The sequence below is a fragment of the Pedobacter sp. SAFR-022 genome (assembly GCF_051965375.1).
Lineage (GTDB): Bacteria > Bacteroidota > Bacteroidia > Sphingobacteriales > Sphingobacteriaceae > Pedobacter.
Map to the genome: position 1 here is coordinate 87,992 of NZ_JBQCME010000007.1, position 6,738 is coordinate 94,729.

Annotated in this window: 6 protein-coding genes and 3 tRNA genes; 4 read left to right on the forward strand and 5 right to left on the reverse strand. The window is 44.2% G+C overall.

Translation table 11 applies throughout. The features are described from left to right. Positions 1–10 precede the first annotated feature (10 nt). From ACTHQF_RS15370 to murQ, 3 genes are read right to left on the reverse strand one after another with little or no spacing between them, the layout of a single operon-like run. On the reverse strand, positions 11–775 hold the full coding sequence (locus ACTHQF_RS15370) for a Bax inhibitor-1/YccA family protein (RefSeq protein ID WP_440431521.1): 765 nt from the start codon (positions 773–775) through the stop codon (positions 11–13). Between the two features lie 51 nt (positions 776–826). After that, positions 827–1,396 (reverse strand): hypothetical protein, encoded by a 570-nt coding sequence (locus ACTHQF_RS15375; protein WP_440431523.1) that lies wholly within the window; start codon positions 1,394–1,396, stop codon positions 827–829. 14 nt (positions 1,397–1,410) lie between these two features. Further along, entirely contained in the window at positions 1,411–2,217 is an 807-nt protein-coding gene (murQ, locus tag ACTHQF_RS15380; RefSeq protein WP_440431524.1) for an N-acetylmuramic acid 6-phosphate etherase, read from the reverse strand. Positions 2,218–2,449: 232 nt separating this feature from the next. Here murQ and ACTHQF_RS15385 point away from each other — a divergent pair, with 232 nt between their 5' ends. Next, positions 2,450–4,057: a S41 family peptidase gene (locus ACTHQF_RS15385; protein WP_440431526.1), complete on the forward strand. Its 1,608-nt coding sequence runs from the start codon at positions 2,450–2,452 to the stop codon at positions 4,055–4,057. 40 nt (positions 4,058–4,097) lie between these two features. On the opposite strand, the gene der is transcribed toward ACTHQF_RS15385, so the two are convergent. Together der and era are read right to left on the reverse strand one after the other, a co-directional pair. Beyond that, positions 4,098–5,399 carry a ribosome biogenesis GTPase Der gene (gene der, locus ACTHQF_RS15390; RefSeq protein WP_440431528.1) on the reverse strand — a complete coding sequence of 434 codons (1,302 nt, stop codon included), beginning with the start codon at positions 5,397–5,399 and terminating at the stop codon, positions 4,098–4,100. A gap of 46 nt (positions 5,400–5,445) precedes the next feature. Next, positions 5,446–6,324: a GTPase Era gene (gene era, locus ACTHQF_RS15395; protein ID WP_440431530.1), complete on the reverse strand. Its 879-nt coding sequence runs from the start codon at positions 6,322–6,324 to the stop codon at positions 5,446–5,448. A 110-nt stretch (positions 6,325–6,434) separates the two neighbouring features. Between era and ACTHQF_RS15400 the strand changes: the two genes are divergently transcribed. From ACTHQF_RS15400 to ACTHQF_RS15410, 3 genes are all read left to right on the forward strand, one after another. Next, positions 6,435–6,510 (forward strand) — tRNA-Met (locus ACTHQF_RS15400). Positions 6,511–6,549: 39 nt separating this feature from the next. Continuing rightward, positions 6,550–6,621: transfer RNA gene (locus ACTHQF_RS15405), tRNA-Glu, on the forward strand. Positions 6,622–6,663: 42 nt separating this feature from the next. After that, positions 6,664–6,736: transfer RNA gene (locus ACTHQF_RS15410), tRNA-Met, on the forward strand. The last annotated feature ends 2 nt before the right edge of the window (positions 6,737–6,738 follow it).

The window sequence follows — 6,738 nt, forward strand, 5'->3', positions numbered from 1 at the left end:
TGTTTTAGAATTACCTTCTGTTACCGAAGATTCTTAACAGATAAAGGAAAATGTTAAGGAAATCCAGATAAAGGCTTAATGCGCCCATAATGGCAAGTTTCTTTGAGTCTGCAGCAGCGATCGTGTCGCCGTTTTCTTCAATACCCTGACCGATCATTTTCAATTTCTGAACATCATAAGCGGTTAATGCGGTGAAGATTGCAACACCGAAGAAGCTTAAGATGTAGTCAAACTGTGAGCTACCAAGGAACATATTGATCACGGTACAGATCACCAGACCGATAAGACCGACCATCAGGATTGATCTGAATTGCGTAAGGTCTGTATTGGTTGTGTAACCAAGGAAGGCCATAATGCCGAATATACCAGCGGCAGCTGCAAAACAGCTTACGATAGAGCCTGTGGTATAAGCCAGTAAGATGAAGCTTAAACTAACCCCGGTCAGTACTGAATACAGTACGAATACACCCAGCAGGGCGGTATAAGAAAGTCGGCTTAAGCCGGCGCTCATGAGCATTACTAAACCAAGTGGAGCAAACATTACAATATAGCCCAATGTGCTCATGCCAGCACGCATTCCGGTTTCGTCATACCTGATCAGGTAATCCATATAGCCTGGCGTGTTTGCCATAAAAAAGGCAGCAAGTGTAGATAGTCCAAGGGCTATAAACATCCAAAGAAAGACGTTTGCAAAAAACTTCTTTGCAACGGCACCTTTCTCTTCCTGTACGTATACAGGTCTTTGTGCCCATTCATAATTGTTGTTGTTATCCATTTGTGTTAAATTTTATTAATAAAGATAATCATTACCCGATAGATACAAAAGCTATGCCCCGAGCCTTTTTGTCAGGGTTTCTTCAACTTTTTTGAAAATCTGGATGGGTTTCATCGTCCGCCATGCCAAATCGTCCAGCTGGCCTCCAAAATTGATGTAGTAATCGATGTTGCTGCTGCGGAACTCTTCGATCACATGATCGTTGAAGTTGATGCCTGCAATCCATCCATCTTCCACATCCTGGAACCACTCTTCGTAATAGCTGTCTTCCGAAGCATGGAAGTTCAGTACATTCTCTCCGATGAGGATAAATTTGTTAATGCCTTCATCGATCATCAGTTCTAAAATTTCACGCTTCATGAGCATGATGTCATTGCTGATGGCATCATTCCATTCCCCGATATATTCGATGATGGCATAACCACGGTCGTAGTCTACAAAAAGTATTTTTAGATAGAGCGTGCTGGAGCCGAAATCATCCCATTGGGGGTGAATCAGGAAATTATAGAGCTGTTTATCGAAATGAAACTCGGAATATTCCGTGTTGTAAAATGGCGAACGGTCATCTTCAGCGGCGATGTAATAATCGCGCCACTGATAATATGGTTCAATCTCGTGCATGGGTGTTGTTTGATTTATTTGTGAGCAGCGTCAACAGCTTTTCGGACGCTCCCATGTTGGTTCAGGAGCTCCTCTGCACTTGCCTGATCGATGTTTAACTCTTCCATGATCATGTAAATGCCTCTGTTTATCAGCTTATGATTGGTTAACTGCATATCAACCATTTTATTGCCTTTTACCCGGCCAAGTTTTATCATTACCGTAGTGCTGAGCATGTTTAAGACCAGCTTTTGCGCTGTTCCGGATTTCATACGGGTAGATCCGGTTAGAAATTCGGGGCCAACCACAACCTCCACCGGAAAATCGCTCTCCGCTACAATCGGACCACCTTCATTACAGATGATGCAGCCGGTAAGAATGCCGTGTTGTCTGGCAGTCTTCAGTCCACCGATCACGTAAGGCGTTGTACCCGAGGCTGCCAGTCCGATCAGACAATCTTTCTCGTTGATCTGGTATTCGCTGAGGTCAATCCAGGCTTGTTCGCTGTCATCTTCGGCATTTTCAACGGCCTTTCGAATCGCTGTATCGCCACCGGCAATGATGCCAACCACATAGTCGAAGGGTACGCCGAAAGTAGGTGGGCATTCTGAAGCATCTACAACGCCTAATCTGCCGCTGGTGCCGGCACCTATATAAAACAAGCGGCCGCCTGCTTTCATCCTTTCGGTTACGGCTTCTGCAAGCTTCTCGATCTGCGGGATAACTTTTTCAACAGCAAGCGGAACCGTTTGATCTTCTTTGTTAATGCCCTGAAGGATCTCCAGAATGGACATTTGATCAATATTGTTGTAGTGGGATTCCTGCTCAGTTACGCGTATCATAGCTTAGATTTTTTGTTAAAACTCGTTAATTTCTTTTTAAACCGGAAATTGTAATCTATTTCGGCTGTATTTCGGGTCAGCATACAGGTATAATGCACCATTCCGGAGCGTATTTCATTGAATTTTCCGGCAGTTTTTTCCTGAAGAAAAAACTTGCAAAACATTATCAATTAAACGTAGTTAAGTAAGCAACTAAAACGGCAAATGCATAACTTTGTATTAGATCGTCTCCATGAATAAAAATACCCGTCAGAACCTTTACATTGCCCTAACATACTCGCTCACTCTAATAGGTGGAATGTTCCTTGGTTACAAGTTTCTGAGGGATCAGGGCTTTACTGTCGAAAAGCGTATCACCTATGCTGATAATAATGATGAAAAAGTAGACGAAATCCTCACCATCATCAACAAGAACTATGTGGACGAGGTGAACACTGAAAAGCTTCAGAAAATGCCGATTGACAGCATGCTGCATCAGCTTGACCCACACAGTGTGTATCTGCCACCGGCGAAAGCCTTTGAACAGAATGAACTACTGGAGGGGCAGTTTGAAGGCATTGGCATCGAGTATTATATTCTGAATGATTCTTTATTGGTAACCAATGTGGTTAAGGATGGTCCGGCTTATCATGCGGGTATGCGGATTGGCGACCGGATCTTGAAGGTCGACAGCACCATGGTGTCTGGAATGGGACTACCCCGGGCGAAGATGATCGGTAAGATCAAAGGCAAACGTGGTACGCCAGTAAAACTCACGGTGCTTCATGGAACCGGTTTCAAGCCCGTAGAACTTACGGTAAAGCGGGGCAAGGTGCAGGTGAGCAGTATTGACGCAGCCTACATGCTGAACAATGAAGCGGCGTATGTGCGCATCAGTAAGTTTGGAGCTAACACAGACCAGGATTTTGTGGAAGCCGTAAGGAAGCTGAAAGAAAAGGGCATGAGCAAGCTTGTGCTCGACTTAAGAGATAATGGAGGTGGTTATCTGACCGCGGCCACCGGATTGGCTAGTCAGCTTTTGCCGGAGAATGAGCTCATCGTTTATACGGAAGGCAAGCACGAGCCACGGACCGATTATATTTCAACCGGAGGCGGCGCTTTCGAACATGGCAAACTTGCTATACTGATCAATGAGCAGACGGCATCTGCAAGTGAGATCCTGGCCGGTGCAGTTCAGGACTTGGATAGGGGCCTGATCATCGGTCGCCGCTCGTTCGGAAAAGGATTGGTGCAGGAGCAATTTCCTTTCGGTGATGGTTCTGCATTGAACTTGACGATCGCAAGATATTATACGCCGCTTGGCAGAAGCATTCAGAAGTCCTATAAAAAGGGCTATAGCGCTTACCAGCATGAGGTAGATGAAAGGTTTACCAAAGGCGAGCTTACGGAAAAGGTTGATCGGCTTCGCGATTCCCTAAAAGGCGGGAGAGCTTATATAACGGCCTCTGGAAAGCGTGTGTTTGGTGGAGGGGGTATTCAGCCGGATATCTATGTAAGAATGGATACCACAGGCGTTACAAAGCTTTACACTGAATTAATCGATAAACATGTACTGTTTGATTTTGTATTTGAGGTTCTTGCAAAGCGGTACAATCCAACTTACCTGGAGCATAACCTGAACATGTTCAGCGTTAGTGAAAATGACCTGAAAGATCTTACCAGGTACATCCAACAGCGGGGGATTACCGTGGATCCGAAGCAGTTCTTAGCGTCTAAGAACAACATCAGCACTGACTTAAGGCTATTGCTATACAAATACCATCTTGGAGATGCAGGCTATTACAGAGCACTGAATCTAAACGACAAGATGGTTAAGCAGGCTTTAAGTAGTCTGCAATAACCATCTTGAAAATTCTTTTTTCCTGAAATGTATTTCTTTCCTATTTCTGTCTGAAATAGATCTGAATAGGTACGCCTTTGAAGTCGAAGTGCTCACGTAGTTTGTTCTCTACGAAGCGCTTGTAAGGCTCCTTAATGTATTGAGGAAGGTTACAGAAGAAGGCAAACATCGGAGAGCTTGCGTTGATCTGTGTGATGTATTTAATTTTGATGTATTTTCCTTTTTGGGATGGCGGCGGATAGTTTTCAATGATCGGCAGCATCACGTCATTCAGTTTTGAAGTCGGGATCTTTTTGCTTCTGTTCTTATAAACTTCAAGTGCTGTCTCCACCGCCTGGAAGATACGTTGCTTGTTAACCACAGAAGTAAAGATGATCGGGATATCTGTAAAAGGCTGAAGTTTCTGGCGGATCTGTTCTTCGAACTGTTTAACCGTTTGATTGTTCTTCTCGATCAGATCCCATTTGTTTACCAGGATCACGATACCCTTTTTGTTCTTCTCTGCAAGGTGGAAGATGTTTACGTCCTGCGACTCTAAACCTTCTACCGCGTCGATCATCAGGATCACCACATCAGCTTCTTCCAAAGCTTTAATGGTCCGCATTACAGAATAGAACTCGATGTTCTCTTTAACTTTTGTTTTCTTTCTTAAACCTGCTGTGTCGATGAACATGAACTCATGCCCGAACTGGTTATAGTGTATGTGAATGGAATCTCTGGTTGTACCTGCGATCGGGGTGACGATGTTTCTGTCTTTACCCATCAGCGCGTTGATCAGCGAAGATTTACCAACGTTAGGCCGGCCTACAATGGTAAGCTTAGGCAAAGCATTTTCTTCTTCTACAACGTCCTCAAAGTGTGTGATGACATCATCCAGTAGATCACCTGTGCCAGATCCCGTCATGGAAGAGATTGGATAGATTTCGCCTAAACCAAAGCCATAGAAAACTGCGGCATCATTTTGAAGTGCGTTGTTGTCAACTTTGTTTACGACAATGTATACAGGTTTTTTACTTCTGCGTAAAAGTTGGGCGATCTCATCATCAAGATCGGTAATGCCGGTGGTTACATCCACCATAAACAATAGAACCGTTGCTTCTTCGATTGCGATAACCACTTGTTCGCGGATCGCTGCTTCGAAAACATCTTCAGAGTTGGCTACATAACCACCTGTATCGATAACAGTAAAGTGTTTGTCAGTCCATTCAGCCACACCATAATGACGGTCACGTGTTACACCGCTAAAATCATCAACAATAGCTTTGCGACTTTCAGTTAAGCGGTTAAAAAGTGTGGATTTGCCTACGTTCGGTCTGCCGACAATTGCAATAATGTTACTCATATGTTGTGTGAATTGTATTAATTATTAAGGGGTTGCAAAGGTACGCTTAATTTTCGTACCCGAAGCTTTTTAGGTAATTCTTTTTGCTACGCCAGTCGGGTAATACCTTCACGAAAGTTTCCAGGAACACCTTCTGATCCAGGAACTTCTCAATGTCTTTACGCGCTTCTGTACCAACCTTTTTAAGCATGGAACCACCTTTACCAATAAGGATATTTTTCTGCGAGTCTCTTTCTACGATAATCTCCGCACTGATCCTGGTGATCTTTTCTTCTTCCTTGAAAGCGGTGATGACCACTTCCGTGCTATAAGGAATTTCTTTCTGGTAGTTGGTAAAGATCTTTTCCCGGATGATCTCGGATACAAAGAACCTTTGACTGCGGTCGGTAAGGTCTTCTTTATCGTAATATGGGGCATGCTCCGGCAGGTTTTCCAGTAACATGGTCATGATGCCGTCCAAGTTATACTTATGCAATGCAGAGATGGCGAAGATGTGTTTAGGGTTAAGCTTCTCCTGCCAGAAAGCAGTTTTCTCATCCACTTGATCCTGCGTCGCATTGTCGATCTTGTTGATAAGTACAATCATTGGGATGGTGGTGTTCAGGATTTTCTCCAGAACATCATTCTCATCATACTGTTCATTGATATCGGTAACGAATAAAAGCAGATCCGCATCGCTAAGCGCACCATTTACGGAGTGCATCATGGAATCTTGTAGTCCGTATTTAGGTTTGATGACCCCAGGGGTATCAGAAAAAACAATTTGATAGTCTTCTTCATTCACGATCCCTAAGATACGGTGACGTGTCGTTTGGGCCTTGGGCGTGATGATGGAGAGCTTTTCGCCGATCAGCGCGTTCATCAATGTAGACTTGCCCACATTGGGCTTCCCGATGATACTTACAAAACCTGCTTTATGTGACATAAACTTTTTTTTTAAAATAAATTTGCAATGCAAAGAAACGAAATATATCTTTGCAGTCCAATTTAAAAACAACGCAGGCTAGTTCTTTAACGTTTTAAATTGATAAATAGTGCGGGGTGGAGCAGTTGGTAGCTCGTCGGGCTCATAACCCGAAGGTCATCAGTTCGAGTCTGGTCCCCGCTACCAAGAAAAGCATAAGCAGTAATGTGAGTCGCTTTTAATTTTGGCCCGTTCGTCTAGGGGTGAGGACGCCAGATTTTCATTCTGGAAACAGGGGTTCGATTCCCCTACGGGCTACAAAAATGAAGAGGAGGGCAGGAGCCTTTCAGTAAAATACAGTGCGGGGTGGAGCAGTTGGTAGCTCGTCGGGCTCATAACCCGAAGGTCATCAGTTCGAGTCTGGTCCCCGCTACC

Bases quoted from the DNA above. Each gene is read 5' to 3' on its own strand.
- ACTHQF_RS15375 (WP_440431523.1), bottom strand. From the start codon at position 1,396: ATGCACGAGATTGAACCATATTATCAGTGGCGCGATTATTACATCGCC.
- ACTHQF_RS15385 (WP_440431526.1), top strand. From the start codon at position 2,450: ATGAATAAAAATACCCGTCAGAACCTTTACATTGCCCTAACATACTCG.
- murQ (WP_440431524.1), bottom strand. From the start codon at position 2,217: ATGATACGCGTAACTGAGCAGGAATCCCACTACAACAATATTGATCAA.
- der (WP_440431528.1), bottom strand. From the start codon at position 5,399: ATGAGTAACATTATTGCAATTGTCGGCAGACCGAACGTAGGCAAATCC.
- era (WP_440431530.1), bottom strand. From the start codon at position 6,324: ATGTCACATAAAGCAGGTTTTGTAAGTATCATCGGGAAGCCCAATGTG.
- ACTHQF_RS15370 (WP_440431521.1), bottom strand. From the start codon at position 775: ATGGATAACAACAACAATTATGAATGGGCACAAAGACCTGTATACGTA.